General features: G+C 70.3%; 13 protein-coding genes. 8 read left to right on the top strand and 5 right to left on the bottom strand.

Going from position 1 to position 16,086, the window contains the following annotated elements; translation table 11 throughout:
- Positions 1-151 precede the first annotated feature (151 nt).
- The 7 genes from ABEG18_RS10115 (at position 152) to ABEG18_RS10085 (ending at position 7,023) form a co-directional block, all read left to right on the top strand.
- Entirely contained in the window at positions 152-814 is a 663-nt protein-coding gene (locus ABEG18_RS10115) for a hydrolase (protein ID WP_406857936.1), read from the top strand.
- A gap of 17 nt (positions 815-831) precedes the next feature.
- On the top strand, positions 832-1,350 hold the full coding sequence (locus ABEG18_RS10110) for a tyrosine phosphatase family protein (protein WP_406857935.1): 519 nt from the start codon (positions 832-834) through the stop codon (positions 1,348-1,350).
- A complete protein-coding gene (locus tag ABEG18_RS10105; RefSeq protein WP_406857934.1) occupies positions 1,351-2,352 on the top strand; it encodes an NrtR DNA-binding winged helix domain-containing protein in 1,002 nt (333 codons plus the stop codon).
- Between the two features lie 336 nt (positions 2,353-2,688).
- The gene (locus tag ABEG18_RS10100; protein ID WP_406857933.1) at positions 2,689-2,862 is read left to right on the top strand and encodes a hypothetical protein; all 174 of its coding nucleotides are present in this window, start codon (positions 2,689-2,691) and stop codon (positions 2,860-2,862) included.
- Between the two features lie 158 nt (positions 2,863-3,020).
- Entirely contained in the window at positions 3,021-3,944 is a 924-nt protein-coding gene (locus ABEG18_RS10095; protein ID WP_406857932.1) for a pirin family protein, read from the top strand.
- Positions 3,945-4,010: 66 nt separating this feature from the next.
- Positions 4,011-5,057 carry an ABC transporter transmembrane domain-containing protein gene (locus ABEG18_RS10090; RefSeq protein ID WP_406857931.1) on the top strand — a complete coding sequence of 349 codons (1,047 nt, stop codon included), beginning with the start codon at positions 4,011-4,013 and terminating at the stop codon, positions 5,055-5,057.
- Positions 5,058-5,142: 85 nt separating this feature from the next.
- A complete protein-coding gene (locus ABEG18_RS10085) occupies positions 5,143-7,023 on the top strand; it encodes an ABC-F family ATP-binding cassette domain-containing protein (RefSeq protein WP_406857930.1) in 1,881 nt (626 codons plus the stop codon).
- A 675-nt stretch (positions 7,024-7,698) separates the two neighbouring features.
- On the opposite strand, the gene ABEG18_RS10080 is transcribed toward ABEG18_RS10085, so the two are convergent.
- The 3 genes from ABEG18_RS10080 to ABEG18_RS10070 all read right to left on the bottom strand — a co-directional run bounded on the left by ABEG18_RS10080 (position 7,699) and on the right by ABEG18_RS10070 (position 12,798).
- Positions 7,699-10,815: an efflux RND transporter permease subunit gene (locus ABEG18_RS10080; RefSeq protein WP_406858579.1), complete on the bottom strand. Its 3,117-nt coding sequence runs from the start codon at positions 10,813-10,815 to the stop codon at positions 7,699-7,701.
- A gap of 85 nt (positions 10,816-10,900) precedes the next feature.
- Positions 10,901-12,208, bottom strand: coding sequence for an efflux RND transporter periplasmic adaptor subunit (locus ABEG18_RS10075; RefSeq protein ID WP_406857929.1), 1,308 nt, complete (start codon positions 12,206-12,208; stop codon positions 10,901-10,903).
- The gene (locus ABEG18_RS10070) at positions 12,205-12,798 is read right to left on the bottom strand and encodes a TetR/AcrR family transcriptional regulator (protein WP_406857928.1); all 594 of its coding nucleotides are present in this window, start codon (positions 12,796-12,798) and stop codon (positions 12,205-12,207) included. Before ABEG18_RS10070 ends, ABEG18_RS10075 begins: the two co-directional genes overlap by 4 nt.
- 229 nt (positions 12,799-13,027) lie before the next feature.
- Here ABEG18_RS10070 and ABEG18_RS10065 point away from each other — a divergent pair, with 229 nt between their 5' ends.
- Complete coding sequence (locus ABEG18_RS10065; RefSeq protein ID WP_406857927.1) at positions 13,028-14,230, top strand: MFS transporter; 1,203 nt, start codon at positions 13,028-13,030, stop codon at positions 14,228-14,230.
- Positions 14,231-14,410: 180 nt separating this feature from the next.
- Here ABEG18_RS10065 and ABEG18_RS10060 read toward each other — a convergent pair whose 3' ends face one another.
- Entirely contained in the window at positions 14,411-14,821 is a 411-nt protein-coding gene (locus ABEG18_RS10060) for a DUF6455 family protein (RefSeq protein ID WP_406857926.1), read from the bottom strand.
- A gap of 238 nt (positions 14,822-15,059) precedes the next feature.
- Positions 15,060-16,085, bottom strand: coding sequence for a non-homologous end-joining DNA ligase (gene ligD / locus ABEG18_RS10055; protein WP_406857925.1), 1,026 nt, complete (start codon positions 16,083-16,085; stop codon positions 15,060-15,062).
- Position 16,086: the final 1 nt, after the last annotated feature.

The raw sequence follows: 16,086 nt of genomic DNA, 5'->3' as shown, positions 1-16,086 counted from the left end.
CTCCTCCGTCATCCCTGGCCGGAGCGCCGAAGGCGCGCAGGGGAAGGGGATCCACAAAACGCCCGGCGTCGCTCCGGATCCCCGTCCCGGCGCCCCGCGCCGACGGGGATGACGGCTCAGGGATCGTCGAGCTCCGGAACGGAGCCGCTCCATGCCGCCGCGTGACGCATCTCCACGCGCCTGGCAGCGCATGCTGTCGGGCCGCCGCCTCGACCTGCTGGACCCCTCCCCGCTGGACGTCGAGATCGAGGACATCGCCCATGGCCTCGCCCGCGTGGCGCGCTGGAACGGCCAGACCCGGGGACCGCACGTCTTCTCGGTGGCGCAGCACTCGCTGCTGGTGGAGGCCGTCGCCGGAGCGATCGACCCCGCTCTGAGCCCGGAGGCGCGCCTGATCGTGCTTTTGCACGACGCGCCCGAATATGTGATCGGCGACATCATCTCGCCCTTCAAGGCGGTGCTGGGCGACGGCTACAAGGGGATCGAGAACCGCCTGCTCTCGGCCATCCACCTGCGGTTCGGCCTGCCGCCCGCGGCGCCGAAGCCGCTCGCCGCGCTCGCCAAGACCGCCGACAAGGCCTCCGCCTATTGGGAGGCGACGCGGCTGGCGGGTTTCGCAGAAGCCGAAGCGGCGCGCTTCTTCGGCCGGCCGCCGGTCGAGCCTCCCGGGGTGGACGCCCTGATCGCGCCCTGGACGGCGGGCGAGGCCGAGGCCGCGTTCCTCGATCGGTTCCGGGCCCTGGACGGCGCCAGGAAAGGGAACGACGCGCCGCAGGTGGCGCCGGGACGAAACCGCCCTACTCTGGACGCCTGAGACTCCGGAACCCAGCCATGTCCGCCATCCACGTCACGCCGCTCTCCCGCCTGCACGAGACCGTGGACGCCTGCGCGGCCAGCCATGTCGTGACCCTGATCAACGCCACGACGCCGGTGGCCCGTCCGCCGGCGATCCTGGCGGAGCGGCACCTCTTCATCGGGGTCAGCGACATCGTCGATCCGCTCGACGGCCACATCGTCCCGGCCGAGGAGCACGTCGCCAGGCTGCTGGACTTCGGCCGCGGCTGGGACCAACGCAGCCCGATGGTGGTTCATTGCTGGGCCGGGATCAGCCGTTCGACGGCGGCGGCCTTCATCACGGTCTGCGCGCTGCGGCCCGAGCGGGACGAGGACGAGGTGGCGAAGGCGCTGCGTGAGGCGTCGCCCTCCGCCACCCCCAACAGCCGGCTCGTCGCCATCGCGGACGACATGCTGGGCCGGCAGGGGCGCATGAGGAGCGCCATCGCGGCGATCGGGCGCGGCGCGGACGCCTATGAGGGCGCGCCGTTCCGGCTGGCGCTGGACCGCGCCTGAATGGCGCTGGCCCGCCCTCCTTCGGAGCCCGCCATCGGGATCGGCCTGGCGGCGGCCGTGGTGGCCATCGACGGGCAGGCGCCGCAGATCCTGGTCGCCGGCGCGGAGCGGGGCGAACTGCCCGGCCTGCCCTCGGGGCGGTTCGAGCCGCAGTCGCATCGCACGCTGGAGATCGGCCTGCGGGCCTTCGTGACCGAACAGACCGGGCTTGGCCTCGGCTATGTCGAGCAGCTCTACACGTTCGGCGACCGCGGCCGGATCGCGGAGCCGGACGAGGCCACCCATGTGGTCTCCATCGGCTATCTGGCGCTGACGCGGTTCGACGAGGACCGTGCGGCGCTGCCGAAGGGCGCCCGGTTCCGGCCCTGGTACGCCTTCTTCCCGTGGGAGGACTGGCGCGACGGGCGTCCGGCGATCCTGTCGCAGATCCTGCCCGCCCTGTTCGCGTGGGCGGCGGACTCGGCGGCCGAGCGCGCCGAGGGAGACCGGCGTCCCCTCACCCGGCTGGAACGGCTGTCGTTTTCCTTCGGCGTCGGCCCGGATGCGCCGGACCAGATGCACTGGGACGAGGAGAAGGTGCTGGAGCGCTACGAGCTGCTCTACGAGGCGGGGCTCCTCGTCGAGGCCAGGCGGGACGGCCGGCCCGCCGCACTGGCGCGCGAGAGCACGCCGGCGCTGGGCCAGCCCATGCGCTTCGACCACCGCCGCATCCTGGCCACCGCCATGGGACGGCTGCGGGGCAAGCTGAAATACCGGCCCGTGGTGTTCGAGCTGCTTGCGCCCACCTTCACGCTGACGACCCTGCAGCGCACCGTGGAGGCCATTTCCGGCCGGCACGTCCACACGCAGAACTTCCGGCGCGTCGTGGAGGCGGCGGCGCTGGTGGAGACGACGGGCGAGACGGCGACCACGGGCGGTCGGCCGGCGGCGCTGTTCAGGTTCCGCCGAGACGTCATCCAGGAGCGCCCGGCGCCGGGCCTGAGGCTCGGCGCCAGGGGCTGAACGCCGCTGTCAGATCGGCAGCAGGGAGACGAACCCCATCGAAAGCAGCACGATGGCGGCGTAGAGGAGATCGACGATCGCATCGAGCTTCATGATCAGCTCCCGCTCACGGCTTGCGAACGGTCCCATCATACTCCCGCCAGGGGCCGGCGCACGGATCCGCCGTTCAGGATCTCGTGAGCCGGGCCGGTCGCCCCGCTCAGCGCTTCCCAAGGCGCGACGGGGCGCGTCCGTCAGGAACATCGGACGCGTCGGCCCGTTGTCTTCAGGAACGATCCGCCGGGCGTCCCGGCGGCGCCGAATGGAGCGCCCGGCCAGCCCGGGCGATGAACCATCATGGAAAACCTCATCCCGCAGGCCGCCCTCCAGGGTCCCGCCTCCGACGACCTCGAGCTCGCTTTTCCGCTGTTCGCCATGAAGATGGCGCTCGGCTTCACGCTTCTGGGCCTCACGATCACGCAGGCGATGGTCCATGCCGCGGCCGGCGAGGACGAGCAGGCGAACGGCTGACGCAGGGGCGTCCGCGACTCAGGCGCATGTTCCTATGGGCGGCGCAGCATCGGGCGTCTAGACTGGCGGCAGGGACCAGCCGGTCCCGCGGCGGATGACGTCCCGGTCGGGCGGCGAGCGCGCGTCAGGGTCATCCGCCCCACAGAGGGCGCCCCCGCATGACCCAGTTCTACAACCCCGACCTGCAATCCGCCGGCGGCGAACACGACGCCCCCCACCCGTCGATCGAGACCGTGATCGTGCCCCGGGCCAAGGATCTCGGCGGCTTTGAGGTCCGGCGCGCGCTGCCCTCCGCGCAGCGCCAGATGATCGGCCCCTTCATCTTCTGGGACCAGATGGGTCCGGCGGTGTTCAAGGCCGGGACCGGCATCGACGTGCGGCCCCATCCCCATATTGGTCTCGCCACCCTCACCTATCTGTTCGAGGGACAGATCCTGCACCGCGACAGCCTCGGCTCGATCCAGGCGATCGACCCCGGCGAGGTGAACTGGATGACGGCGGGGCGCGGCATCGTCCATTCCGAGCGCACCGCCCCGGAGGTGCGCCTCAACGACGCCCCGCTCTTCGGCATCCAGTCCTGGATCGCGTTGCCGGAGCGGCACGAGGAGACCGATCCGGGCTTCGCGCATCACCTGGCCGGGGAACTGCCGAGCATCGAGGCCGAAGGCAAGCGCGTGCGGCTGGTGGCTGGCTCCATGTACGGCATGACCGCGCCCGTGCGGACCTTCTCCGACATGGTCTACGCCGACGCCATCCTGGAGGCCGGCGCCAAGCTGCCGGTGCCGGCCGAGCATGTCGAGCGGGCCGTCTATGTGGCGCAGGGCGCCGTGGAGGTGGCGGGAGACCGCTTCGACGCAGGCCAGCTCCTGGTGCTGCGCACCGGCGACGCCATCACGCTCGTCGCCGCGACGGCCGCCCGGGTGCTGGTTCTCGGCGGCGAGCCGATGGACGGCCCGAGGCACATCTGGTGGAACTTCGTCTCCCGCTCCAAGGACCGCATCGAGCAGGCCAAGGCGGACTGGCGGGCCGGACGTTTCGAAGCGGTGCCGGGCGAGAGCGAATTCATCCCCCTCCCCAGCTGAGGGGATGATCTGCCTTAAGGCGGACCGGCCGGCGATCGTCCACTCTCCGACAACCAAGGAGGACGGATGCAGCGCGCCATCACCAGCGTGGAGGCTCTCGGGACCGCTGCGGGGCTGGGTCCGGCCTCGCGTACCGCCGTCGCGCGGCCGCAGCTTCCCGGCTCCCTGCTGGGCTTCGTCTGGCGCGTGAGCGCTCGGCACCAGATCGCGCTGTCCTGCCTGTCGGTGGTGGTGTTCCTGATGTCGGCCGCTCCGCTGGAGATCCAGAGGCGGATCGTCAACGATGCGTTCCGGGGCGGCCAGCTTCGCCCCATCCTGGCGCTCGCTTTGCTCTATCTCGCGGTGGCGGCGACCGAGGGCCTGATCAAGCTGGGCATGAACGTCTATCGCAGCTGGGTCAGCGAGAACGCCGTCCGGACGCTGCGTCTCGACGTGGAGGCGTTGCTGATCGGCCTTCAGCCCGGCGCCACCACGCCGGGGGCGCTCGGCGTCGAGACCTCGATGATGCTGAACGAGGTGGAGCCGATCGGCGGCTTCGTCGGCGTCTCGCTGTCGGAGCCGCTGCTGCAGGGCGGGCTGCTGGTCACGGTGTTCGGCTACATGGCGCTGATCCAGCCCACCATGGCGCTGGTGGCCATGGCCGTGTTCCTGCCGCAGGCGGTGTTCGTGCCCGTCATGCAGCGCGCCATCAACCGCAGGGTCGCGCAGCGCGTCACGGCGTTGCGCGCGGTCAGCACCGCCATGGTCGCGGCCGGAGGCGCGGCGCAGGACCCCCGACCGGAAGCGCTCATCGATCAGATCTTCGCGCTCAACATGGGCATCTTGAAACTGAAGTTCTCCATGAACTTCCTGATGAACCTCCTGCATCACGCCGGCACCGCGGCGGTGCTGGCGGTGGGCGGGTGGTACGTGGTGCAGGGCGCGACGGAGGTGGGCACCGTGGTGGCGTTCATCTCGGGGCTGAGCAAGGTCAACGACCCGTGGGGCGACATCGTCAACTGGTTCCGCGACCTCACCGCCACGGCGACCAAATACGCCCTCATCGCCCTGGCGGTGAACACGTTGGCGCAGGAGCCGCCGCGCGCCGGCGAGCCGGTCGAGGCCGTCGAGTAGCGCTTGCGCCTCTGGAGGCTTGCGCCTCAGGAGGCTTGTTCCTCTGGAGACTTGCGCCGCCCCGCCGGCTTTGCGACAAGCCGGCATGCTGCATCTGAACGAAATCACCTACCGGCTGGGCGCCCGGACGCTGTTCGACAAGGCCACGGTGGCCATCCCGGGCGGCGCGCGGGTCGGCTTCGTGGCCCGCAACGGCACGGGCAAGACCACCCTGTTCCGCATCATCCGCGGCGAGACCGCCCTGGAGAGCGGCTCGGTGATGATCGGCAAGGGCCTGAAGATCGGCTCGGTGGCCCAGGAGGCGCCGGGCGGCCCCGAAACGCTGACCGAGGTGGTGCTGGCCGCGGACGTGGAGCGCACCGCGCTCCTGGCCGAGGCGGAGACCGCGACGGATCCGCACCGGATCGCCGAGATCCAGACGCGCCTCGTCGACATCGGCGCCCATGCGGCCCCGGCGCGCGCCGCCTCCATCCTGCATGGGCTCGGCTTCGACGCGAAGGCGCAGGAGCGGCCCTGCTCCTCCTTCTCGGGCGGCTGGCGCATGCGCGTCGCTCTCGCGGCCGTGCTGTTCGCTGAGCCCGACCTGCTGCTCCTGGACGAGCCCACCAACTATCTCGACCTGGAGGGAACGCTCTGGCTGATGGACTACCTCGCCCGGTACCCTCACACGGTGCTGGTCATCAGCCATGACCGCGACCTCCTCAACCAGTCGGTCGATCAGATCCTGCATCTCGACCAGGCCAAGCTGACGCTCTATCGCGGCGGCTACGACCAGTTCGAGCGCCAGCGTCGCGAGAAGCAGTCGCTGCAGGTGAAGCTGGTGAAGAAGCAGGAGGAGGAGCGAAAGCACCTCCAGGCCTTCGTGGACCGGTTCAAGGCCAAGGCCTCCAAGGCGCGGCAGGCCCAGTCGCGCGTGAAGCGGCTGGAGAAGATGGAGCCGATCGCGGCGCTCATCGACCAGGACGTGCTGCCGTTCAACTTCCCCTCGCCCGAGCGGCCGCTCTCGCCGCCCATCGTCGCGATGGAGAACGCCGCCGTGGGCTATGGCGGCGCGCCGGTCCTGTCCCGGCTCTCGCTGAGCATCGCGGAGGACGACCGCATCGGCCTCCTGGGCTCCAACGGCAATGGCAAGTCCACCTTCGCCAAGCTGGTGGGCGGACGGCTCGAGGCGACGTCCGGCGTTTTCCGGCGGTCGAGCAAGATGAAGGTGGCGTATTTCGCCCAGCACCAGCTCGACGAGCTGAACCTGGCCGCGACGCCCTACACGCATGTCGCCGAGCTGATGCCGGACGGTCCGGAATCGAAGGTCCGCGCCCGCTGCGCGCAGATGGGCTTCCCGGGCTCGAAGGCGGACACGCCGGTGTCGGCCCTGTCGGGGGGCGAGAAGGCGCGGCTCTTGATGGGGCTGGCGACCTTCGGCGGGCCGCATCTGCTGATCCTCGACGAGCCCACCAACCATCTCGACATCGATTCCCGCGCCGCCCTCATGGAGGCGATCAACGACTATCAGGGCGCGGTGATCCTGATCTCGCATGACCGCTTCCTGCTGGAGGCCTGCGCCGATCGGCTCTGGCTCGTGGCGAATGGCGGCGTGAAGCCGTTCGACGACGACCTCGACGCCTATCGCAAGCTGGTGCTGGGCGGCCCGGTCAGCCCGGACCGGATCGCCAAGGCCGAGGAGGCGCGGGCGTCGCAGGCCGACCTGCGCCGCGACGCGGCCAGCCGCCGGGGCTCGCTGACGCCGCTGCGCAAGAAGATCGACGCGGCCGACCTGCGCATGACCAAGCTCGCCGAGTTGCTGCGCAGGGTCGACGCCGTGCTCGGCGACCCCAACACCTTCCTGCGCGACCCCGCCAAGGCGGCGCAACTCTCCGCCCAGCGCGCCACGCTGCAGTCGCAGCTCCAGACCGCCGAGGAGGAGTGGCTCGCCCTCTCCGCCGAGTACGAAGACGCGCTGGCCGGCTGAGCAAGCCCGTCATCCCCCGCGGCGCGACGCGACCCGAGGGGAATTCACGAAGGCTGGGACGAAGGCGCCCTCCGCCCGGCCTCCTGGATCCCCTTCCCGCGCCTGCGGCGCGCCGGGGATGACGGGGGATTTTTGGGTGCCCAGCCGTGGAACGCGCGTTTAGCTCCGCGGCCTTTCGGCCCGGAGGGATGGGGTGGAGGGCGGCGCGGAGCGGCGACGCTGGTTGCCCCACGGCGTGTGGGGTGGAGAAAAGTGAAGCCGGGAGGCCGCCAGGCCTCGCCGCTCCGCGCGCGACGTTGGAGGATGAAAGGAAGATCCCGGGGCGCTTTCAGCCCCTTCGCGCTTCGCTGGTCGGACCTTGTCTTCCGTCCGCCGCCTCGAACCGGGTGGTGAGCCCGGCCTTCGACGGCCGCCGCCCCTGGTCCACGTCCTCACGCCTGCAGACGCCCCTCCGTGGACCAGAGCGTGGACAGGGTTATAGGAATATTATCCAAATGTCAACCGTCATCCCCGGCGGCGCGCAGCGCCGGGAAGAGGATCCAGGAGGGTTGGGACGAGGGCGCCCTTCGCCCGGCTTTTCTGGATTTCCTTCCCGCGCCAACGGCGCGCCGGGGATGACGGGGGTGTAGGGGAAGGGCCGCAGCAGGCCCCCTCGCCCTCAAGCGCCGCGGCAGGCTATTCCGCCGGCATGGGGCGTTCGGCGCCGTGGGCCTCGGGGCGGGGCAGGACGGCGCGGGGGCGGCGGAACCAGCCGATCAGCGAGCCGACGCCGTTCGAGAGGCGGTCCATATAGAGGTAGAGGACCGGCGTGATGAACAGCGTCAGGGCCTGCGACACCACGAGGCCGCCGACCACGGCGACGCCGAGGGGCTGGCGCAGCTCGGCGCCGGCGCCGGCCCCGAGCGCGATCGGCAGGGTCCCCATGATGGCCGCGAAGGTGGTCATCATGATGGGCCTGAAGCGCACCAGGCACGCTTCGTAGATCGCGTCGCGCGGGGCCTTGCCGTCGCGCTGCATCACGAGCGCCACGTCGATCATCATGATGGCGTTCTTCTTCACGATGCCGATCAGCATAAGAAGGCCGATCATCGCAATGACGCTGAGGTCCATGCCGAAGAGCTTCAGCGTCGCCAGCGCGCCCAGCGCGGCGGAGGGAAGGCCCGTCAGGATGGTGAGCGGGTGGACGAAGCTCTCATACAGGATGCCCAGCACGATATAGATCGTCACGATCGCGGCCGTGAGCAGGATGCCCTGGTTGGCCAGCGACTGCTGGAACGTCTTGGCCGTGCCGGCGAAGCTGGTCGCGATGGTGGCGGGAAGCCGCATCTCCGCCTTGATGGCGTCGAGCCGCGTGATGGCGTCGCCCAGCGCCACGCCGTTGGGCAGGTTGAAGGAGAGCGTCACGGCGGTGAGCTGGCCGAGCTGGTTGACGGTGAGCGGTCCCGCCGTCTTCTCGACGCGCGAGAAGGCGCTGAGCGGCACCAGCGTGCCGTTGGAGGCGCGGATGCGCAGCACGTCGAGCCGGTCGGCCGACCACGCCACGGAGGGATCGAACTCGATCAGCACGCTGTAGCTGTCGCCGGCGGTGTAGATCGTGGAGACCTGCCGCGTGCCGAAGCCCGAATAGAGCGTCGAGCGGAGCTGGTCGGCCGTGATGCCCAGCGCATTGGCCTTGTCGCGGTCGATGGAGAGCGTCGCCTGCAAGGCGTTGTTCTGCAGGTCGGTGCTGACGTCCGCGAAGGCGCGGTCGCGGCCCATGGCCTCGGCCATCTTCTGCGACCAGGCATAGAGCTCGTTCTGGTCGAGCCCCTGCATGACGAACTGGTACTGGCTCTTGGAGGCCCGGCCGCCGATGTTGAGGTTCTGCACGGGCACCATGTAGGTGGTGATGCCGGGCACGGCGGCGAGCTGACGGCGCAGCTCCGGCAGGATCACCGACAGCGGCGGACGCTGGCTCTGGTCCTTGAGCTCGATGAACATGCGGCCGGAATTCATGCCGCTATTGGCCCCGCCGCCCGTAGTGGCCACGCCCGCGGTGGACGCCACGTGGGCGACGTAGGGCGATTTCTGGAAGACGTTCGCCACCTCCTTCTGCAGCGCCGACATGGCGTCGAAGGAGATGTCCTGACGGGCCTCGGTGGTGACGCTGAGCTGGCCTATGTCCTCCTGGGGAAAGAAGCCCTTCGGGATCGACATGAACAGCCAGACCGTGCCGCCCAGCGTGGCGAAGAAGACGAGCAGCATCGTGAACTGGTGGCGCAGGCTGAAGCGCAGGCCCCAGTCGTAGCCGGCCAGGAACTTGTCGAAGCCGCGCTCCAGGACGCCGCCGAAGCCGGACCGGTCGTCGTGGCCCTTCTCCGGCACGCTGAGGAGCTTGGAGCAGAGCATCGGGGTCAGCGTCAGAGACACGAAGGCGGAGGCCGCGATGGAGGCCGTCACCACCACGGCGAACTCGTTGAAGATGCGCCCGATGACGCCGCCCATCAGCAGCACGGGCAGGAAAACGGCGACCAGCGACAGCGTGATGGAGATGATGGTGAGCCCGATCTCGCGGCTGCCCGCGAGGGCGGCCTCGACCGGACCCTTCCCGTCCTCCTCCATGTGCCGGACGATGTTCTCCAGCATCACGATGGCGTCGTCGACGACAAGGCCGACGGCCAAAGTCAGGCCGAGCAGCGAGATGTTATCGATGGAGAAGCCGAACAGATACATGGCCCCGAGCGTGGCCACGATCGAGATCGGCACCGCTAGGGACGGGATCAGGGTGGCCCAGACCCGGCGCAGGAAGACGAAGATGACCAGGATCACGAGACCGATCGTCAGGCCGAGCGTGAATTTCACGTCCTCCACGGCGTGGCGGATCGAGATGGAGCGGTCGTTCAGCGTGTGCAGGGTGGTGTTGGGCGGCAGCTGGCTCTCGAAGGTGGGCAGCAGCGCCTTCACCCGGTCGACCACCTCCACGGTGTTGGCGTCCGGCTGGCGTTGCACGGCGAGCACGATGGAGCGCGTGCCGTCGTACCAGCTCGCCTGCTGGTAGTTCTCGACCGAGTCGATCACCGTAGCGACGTCGCCGAGGCGCACGGGGCGGCCGTTGCGGACCGCGATGATGATGTTGCGGAACTGGTCGGCGTTGGCGAGCTGCGTCTGCGCCTGGATGGTCAGACGCTGCTGCGTGTTCTGGATGGTGCCGACGGGCGTGTTGGCGTTGGCGGCCGTGATGGCCAGCTGCAGCTCGTTGACGCCGATGCCGCGCGACGCCAGCGCATTGGGGTCGATCTGGACGCGGACGGCGTATTTCTGGCTGCCGTAGATCTGCACCTGGGCGACGCCGTCGATGGTCGACAGCGCCGGCGAGATCACCTGCTGGACGAAGGCGTCGAGCTTGGAGAGCGGGGTCGTGTCGCTCTTGATCGACATCAGCAGGATGGGGGCGTCGGCCGGGTTCACCTTGCGGTAGCTCGGCACGTCGGTCATCTCGGCCGGCAGCTGGCGCTGGGTGCGGGCGATGGCGGCCTGCACGTCGGCGGCCGCCGCGTCGATGCTGCGGTCGAGGTTGAACTGGATCGCGATCGAGGTCTGGCCCTGCGAGCTCGACGAGGTGATCGTGTCGATGCCGGCGATCGTGGTGAACTGCTTGATCAGCGGGGTCGCCACCGAGGTCGCCATGGTGTCGGGCGACGCGCCGGGCAGGGACGCGGAGACGTTGACCACCGGGAACTCGGTCCGCGGCAGGGCCGCCACCGGCAGGAAGCCGTAGGCGAACAGGCCGCCGGCGACCATCGCCACCGACATGAGCGTCGTGGCGACCGGATGACGGATGCAGAATTCGGAGATGTTCACGGTCCAGGTCCCTCGGTCGGGGGTGGAGGGCTGCGCGTCAGGATCGGGATGCGGGCCTTGCCGCCGCATCCTTGCCCGCCGCATCGTCGGGCTGGGCGCGGCCCGGCTCGACCTGCGCGGCCCGGGCCGTGTCGCGCACCCGCGCGCCGTTGGCCAGCCTAAGCTGGCCGTCGATGACGACGCGCTCGCCGGCCTTGACGCCGTCCACGATCGCGGTGCGGTCGCCGTCGGCGGCCGCGACCGTCACCTTGCGCAGCTCCACGGTGCTGTCCGGCTTGACGACGAAGACATAGGGGCTGTCCTGCCCGACCTGCAGCGACACCGTCGGGAGCACGACCGTGTTGGGCCGCTTGCCGAGTTCGATCTCGACGTCGACATACTGGCCCGGCCACAGCGCCAGGTCCTCGTTGGCGAAGGTCGCCTTGGCGACGATGGTGCCGGACGCCATGTCGACGGCGCTGTCGATGAAGGTCAGCGGGCCGGAGGCGAGCGGGGTCTTTCCGCCGCTGGGGTAGACCCGCACGGTGGGCGGAGCGCCCTTGGCCATCGCCTCGCGGATGGCGGGGAGCTCGCGCTCGGGCATCGTGAAGGTGACGCGGACGGGCTTGACCTGCGTGATGGTGACGAGCCCCGCGCCAGAGCCGGTGGTGTTGTCGGCGGCGCGCACGAGGTTGCCGGGCGTCACCTGGATGACGCCGAGCCGCCCGTCGATGGGAGCGGCGATCTTGGTGTAGGACAGGCGCAGGCGGTCGCTCTCCAGGTTGGCCTGGTCGGCCGCGATGACGGCTTCGGCCGCCTTGGCGTCGGCGATGGCCTGGTCGACCTGCTGCTGGGCGCCGGACTTGTTGGCGAGGAGCTCGCGCTTGCGCTGCAGGTCCGCCTGGGCGCGCGTGGCGTTCGCCTCGTCGCGGGCGAGGTTGGCCTCGTCCCGGGCCACGGCGGCGCGCAGCTCCTTGTCGTCCAGCGTGAACAGCATGTCGCCGGCCTTGACGAACTGGCCGTCCTTGACGTGCTGGGTGACGAGCTGGCTGTCGACGCGCGACTTCACCACCACGATGGCGTTCGGCTCGATGTTGCCGATCGAGCGCCGGCGGATCGGGAAGTCCTGCTGCTCGGCGGCGGCCGTGACGACGGCGGCCCCGGGGCCGCCCTGGCGGGCGTTGGCGGGCGCCGCCTTCTGGCCCCCCTCCCCGGCCGCCTTGCCGGCGGCCTCACCGGGCGAGACTCGCTTGGCGTATTCGGACCGCACGAGGGCCACGACGTCGGGACGCCCATAATAACGCCACGCGCCGAACCCGGCGGCGGCGATCAGGACTGTCGTGACCAGGAAACTGCCTCGGCTCATGAAGGGACCACCGTTTCGTCCATCAAGGGGGAAGCGGCGCCGCTGAAAGGCGCCTCGGGCGCGAGCCCGTTTTCGATGAGGTCGGCCAGCATGCGGGCGGCGCCCGCCTGCTGGCGTTCCGTGGTGTGCGCTGCGGTCATCCGCATCGCGCCCAGGAGCGCCACGGCGACCAGATCGGGCTCGAGCGGGCGAAACTCGCCCGTCGCCACGCCCCGCGCGATCAGGGACGCGATCGTCTTGCGGATCTGCTTCACCCGCCGGCGGACGACGGCGCGGCCGCGTTCGCCCAGGCGGGTGTCGGCGCCGTCAAACGCGCGGATCGCCGCCGTGCAGCGGCCCAGCGACGCGATGACGCAGCGGATGACGGTGGCCAGACCCTCGCGGGCGCTCGCCGCCCCGGCGGCGGCCTCCTCGGCCTCGGTCTCCAGGTCCCCCAGCGCCTTCTCGAGCCCTTCCAGGAACAACTCTTCCTTGGTGTGGAAGTAGCGGTAGAGCGTCGGCTTGGCGACGCCGGCCGCGCGCGCGACGTCGTCCATCTGGACCGCCTCATAGGCGCTCTCGGAGAACAGCCGCAGCGCCGCGTCCACCATTCTGGCGCGTCTGAGGGTCGTCTGGGAAACTGAACCGGCGAGTTTCATGGCGCTGGGGATATGAACTCGCGAGTTTCCTTTTTCAACTTAAATTCCCGTAAGTCGCACGCATGTGATCGCATCGTCGCGCCTGATTTGCGGCCGCCGGGCGGCTGCTCTGCGAGGGGCGCCGTGGCCGTGGGCGGCGATTGCCTGTACGCAGGGCGCCTTGCCTCTGGACTGAGCAACCATGACCGACGCTGCTGCCGATCTCGGGCGCGACCTGCGCGTGATGACCCTGGTGGGGGTGGCGCATTTCTCCAGCCACTTCTTCCAGCTGGTTCTTCCGCCCCTGTTCCCGCTGATCCGGACGGATCTGGGCGTCAGCTTCACCGAGCTCGGGGCCGTCATGGCGGTGTTCTTCGCCGCGTCCGGGATCTGCCAGGTGCTGGCCGGGTTCGTGGTCGACCGCATCGGCCCGCAGCTGGTGCTGTCGGCGGGCGTCGCGCTGTGCTCCGGGGCGATGGCGCTGGCCGGCTTCACGCCGGGCTATTGGGGCCTCTTGCCCGCGGCGGCGCTGGCCGGGCTGGGCAACAGCGTGTTCCACCCCGCCGACTACGCCATCCTGACCGGCCGGATCGCGCGCCGCAGGATCGGACGGGCCTATAGCGTCCATACCGTGCTGGGCACCCTGGGCTGGGCGAGCGCCCCGCTGACGATGCTGGTCCTGGCCGAACGCTATGGCTGGCGTATGGCGCTGGTCCAGGTGGGCGTGGCGGGGCTGGCGCTCGCCGCCTTCATCGCGCTCCAGCACGGGCGGCTGAAGATCGAGCCGTCGGAGCACGGGTCCGGCGGCGGCAAGGCCGATTGGCGGCTGCTGACGGCCGGGCCGATCCTGGCCTGCCTCGTTTATTTCATCCTGCTCTCCATGGCGCAGATCGGCGCCCAGAACTTCATGCCCACCCTGCTGCCGCTGGTCCAGCGCACCACTCTCTCCTTCGCGGCGAGCGCGACGACGCTCTACCTGGTGTGCAGCGCGGCGGGATCCCTGGGCGGCGGCTATCTGGCGGACTGGACGCCCCATCACGAGCGGATCGTCGGCGCGGGCCTTTTCGCGGCGGGCGCGCTGACGGTGGCGTTCGGCTTCGCGCCCATGCCGGACGGCGTCCTGCTGGCGCTGATCGGCCTGTCGGGCTTCCTCGTCGGCGCCACCATCCCGTCGCGCGACATGCTGGTGCGCAGCGCGACGCCGCCGGGCGCGACCGGCAAGGTGTTCGGCTTCGTCTATTCGGGGCTGGACATCGGGGCCACCGTCGCCCCGCTGGCGATCGGCGCTTTCATCGACCATGGCGCGCCGCGGGCGGCGTTCGGCTTCATCGCGGCGGCGCTGCTGGCCACCGTGCTCAGCGCGCTCTTCGTCAAGCGGCAGGTGCGGACCGAGGCGGCGCGCTGAGCCGATGGCGCCCAAGAAAAACCCCCGGCCAGGCCGGGGGCAGTTTGATCGCACGCTCGGGAGGGAGGGCGTGAATGGAAGACCAACGTGCGTCCCGCCGGACCGTTTCGGGCGGCGGAGCGGAAAGTCGGCCGCCCCGCCCTTGCGCGCGTTAACGGACCGCGTCCGGCCAGAAAGGCCTCAGGCCGACAGGCGCTCGAAGGTCTCGGCGTTCGGGCAGTACTCGCCCGACGTCAGGTGCGCGATTCCTTCGGCCAGGTCTTGCGCGCAGCGCTTCTTCTCGCCGCAGCGGGCGCAGGCCACCGCCATGTCGCGGATCTGATCGGCGTTGCGGCTGCGCGCCTGGTCGAGGTCGAGGCCGCGCGCCTGGGCCATGCGGCGCATCAGCGACGCGCCCTTGTCGCCGTCCTCGGAGAGGTCGCGCAGGTCGGCGGCTGACAGCGAGAGATCGCGGGCGATCCGCCCGAACTCGGCCGCCGACAGGCCGGCGAGCTCCTCCCGCTCACGCCGCTCGCGCCACCACGCATAGGCGCGGGCCAACAGGTCGTCGCTGACGTCGGTGGTCGGAAACTGGTCGTTGAATGCGGACATGGCGGGGTCCTCCCATCCCTGAATGCACGCATGCTGGGCTGGCGGACGACGCTGCGCCTTGAGGCAGGTCAAGGGTCGGACGGAAACAAAGAAAAAGGCGGGGCCTGCCGGATGGCAAGCGCCCGCCAAAGGAACTTGGGGCTTCGCATGTCCTCAGGGAGAGGACGGTCCTTGAGGCTGGCAAGGACGTGACCCCAAGCTAGACCGTTCCTGACCCGCGTCCCACTGGCCTGACAAGCTAGACCGAAGGGTCTAGTCCTTGCTCTTTCGCAGCCCTTCGCCGACGTGGGCGCGACGGCGCGGCCTTCGCGCCGGGCGGCGGCGCGGGGAGCCGCTGGCGCATGTCGAAGATCGCCGCCCAGGGATCCGCGCCGAGGCGGCGCATCCGCTCCGGAACGGTCCGAATCGTGAAGGCGGCGGGATCGAGCGCCGGCGTGACTTCGGACCAGTCCAGCGGCGTGGAGACCGGCGCGCCGGGCCGGGCCCGGGACGAATAGGGCGCCACGGCCGTCGACGTGGGATCGTTGCGCAGGTAGTCGATGAAGATGCGGCCCTTACGCTCGGCGATGGAGATCTTGGTCAGGAACCGCTCCGGCGCTGCGGCGGCGACCTCCTCCGAGAAGCGCCGGGCGAAGCTCTTCACCTCGGGCCAGTCATGGCGCCGGGCGAGCGGGACGACGACATGCAGGCCCTTGCCGCCCGTGGTCTTGGCGAAGCTGCGCAGGCCGATGGCGGCCAGCCGGTCGTGCAGCTCCAGCGCGGCGGCCACGACGGCGGCGAAGGGCGTGCCCTCCCCCGGGTCGAGATCCAGCACCATGCGGTCGGGCCGGTCCGGCCGGTCCTTGCAGGCGCCCCAGCTGTGCAGCTCCAGCACGCCCATCTGGACGATCGCGATGAGGCCGCGCAGGTCTTTGAGAAACAGATAGGGCTCCTCGAAGCCCGGGATGAGCACCTCGCCCAGCTCGGCCGGCACGCCGGAGCCGGCATGGCGCTGGTAGAAGCACTTCTTCTGCCGTCCGGCCGGGCAGCGCACCAGCGTGATGGGCCTGTTGCGGACATGGGGCAGCATGAACCCGGCGACGGCCTCGTAATAGTCCGCCAGCTCCCGCTTGGTGATGCCCTGCTCCGGATAGAGCACCTTGTCGGGGCTGGTGACGCGCACGCCCGCGATCTCGACGGCGTCCTTCTCCGGCTTGGCGGACGAGCGCCTGGCCTTGACCCCGGCGTCTGCGGCTGCGGGTTTGGGTTGCGTGCTCGCGGCCATG

It is taken from the genome of Alsobacter sp. KACC 23698, from assembly GCF_045348435.1.
Taxonomy (GTDB): domain Bacteria; phylum Pseudomonadota; class Alphaproteobacteria; order Rhizobiales; family Beijerinckiaceae; genus Alsobacter.
The sequence above is the reverse complement of the archived record's forward strand: the minus strand, read 5'-3'. Positions and strand labels throughout refer to the sequence as shown.